Genomic DNA, 1,375 nt, shown 5'->3' with positions numbered 1-1,375 from the left:
TATTTGAAACCACAACCGAATTAGATTCAGAAATCTCGGCTTTCGCCAATAAATTAGCAAATTACAACCCAGAAACCTTGGTCGAAATGAAAAAAATGTTTTGGGAAGGAACCGAAAATTGGAAGACTTTATTATACGAAAGAGCCGAAATTTCGGGAAAATTAGTGCTGTCGGATTTTTCTAAAAAAGCTTTGAATCAATTTAAAAAATAAGCAATGACACAGCTTATTTTACTTTTGCAACAAACCAATATTGAAGAAAAATTAAAAAATTCTCCCGATAATGGTTATCAATTTGGAGTACTCATTGGTTCGTTTTTACCCTTTTTTTATTGGTGGTTGTTGCTTATTGGATGTATTATCGGGCGAAAAAAGCAGACAGAAACAAGTAAATTGACTAAATTTGTACTCAAATAAAAATAGAATGAGCAAAATCAGGATTACAAAGCAGTTTGGTTTCGAAACCGGTCACGCCCTATACGGTTATGATGGCAAGTGCAAAAACGTACACGGACACAGTTATAAATTGTCGGTTACCGTTATTGGCGAACCTATAAATGATGTGACAAACGTAAAAAATGGGATGGTAATTGATTTTACCGATTTAAAAAAAATAGTAAAAGAGGAAATCGTCGATCAGTTTGATCACGCCTCCGTTTTTAATAAAAATACGCCTCATCTCGAATTGGCCAAAGAATTAGAATCTCGTGGTCACCACGTAATTTTAGTCGATTATCAGCCAACAAGCGAAAATATGGTAGTCGATTTTTCGAAAAGAATTATCGGCAGATTGCCTCAAAACATTAAACTTTTTTCATTGAAATTACAAGAAACGGAATCTTCATTCGCCGAATGGTTTGCCAGTGATAATTAAATTAGAAATTCCATAAATTGAAATTGCTATACCTGTTCACTATGGCTCGAGTCCAAATTCCGAATCTCGATATTTATAAATCAGTATTTATCAAATGACGCCCAACAAAAAAATATATTTCGCCTCGGACCAGCATTTTGGTGCGCCAACACCTGAATTGAGTTTCCCTAGAGAACAAAAATTCGTGGCTTGGCTCGACGAAGTCAAAAAAGACGCTGAAGCCATTTTCTTGTTAGGTGATTTATTCGATTTCTGGTTCGAATATAAAACCGTAGTTCCCAAAGGTTATATTCGAGTTTTGGGCAAATTGGCCGAAATTCGAGATAGTGGCATTCCCATTTATTTCTTTGTGGGCAACCATGATTTATGGATGAATGATTATTTCCAGAAAGTGCTAGATATTCCTACATTTCGTGATAATCAAGAATACACTTTCAACGGAAAAACCTTTCTTATTGGTCACGGAGACGGGAAAGGTCCTGGCGACAAAGGGTACAAACGA

3 protein-coding genes and 1 pseudogene are annotated in these 1,375 nt (G+C 35.7%); all 4 read left to right on the top strand.

The features are described from left to right. Window positions 1-212: pseudogene (locus tag EKL98_RS15995) on the top strand (enoyl-CoA hydratase/isomerase family protein); the annotation flags it as partial. 3 nt (window positions 213-215) lie between these two features. Further along, window positions 216-416, top strand: coding sequence for a hypothetical protein (locus EKL98_RS17930; RefSeq protein WP_199740733.1), 201 nt, complete (start codon window positions 216-218; stop codon window positions 414-416). A gap of 7 nt (window positions 417-423) precedes the next feature. Next, window positions 424-873, top strand: a complete 450-nt coding sequence (locus EKL98_RS15990; protein ID WP_126563149.1) for a 6-pyruvoyl trahydropterin synthase family protein — start codon at window positions 424-426, stop codon at window positions 871-873. 94 nt (window positions 874-967) lie between these two features. Then, window positions 968-1,375 (top strand): UDP-2,3-diacylglucosamine diphosphatase (locus tag EKL98_RS15985; protein WP_148104439.1); only part of this gene is annotated, 408 nt, incomplete at its 3' end.

The organism is Flavobacterium bomense, assembly GCF_003970355.1.
This window is presented reverse-complemented; position numbering and strand designations above follow the sequence as displayed.

Excerpts from the sequence above, each read along its gene's own strand:
- EKL98_RS15990 (WP_126563149.1), top strand. The coding sequence starts at position 424 with ATGAGCAAAATCAGGATTACAAAGCAGTTTGGTTTCGAAACCGGTCAC.
- EKL98_RS17930 (WP_199740733.1), top strand. The coding sequence starts at position 216 with ATGACACAGCTTATTTTACTTTTGCAACAAACCAATATTGAAGAAAAA.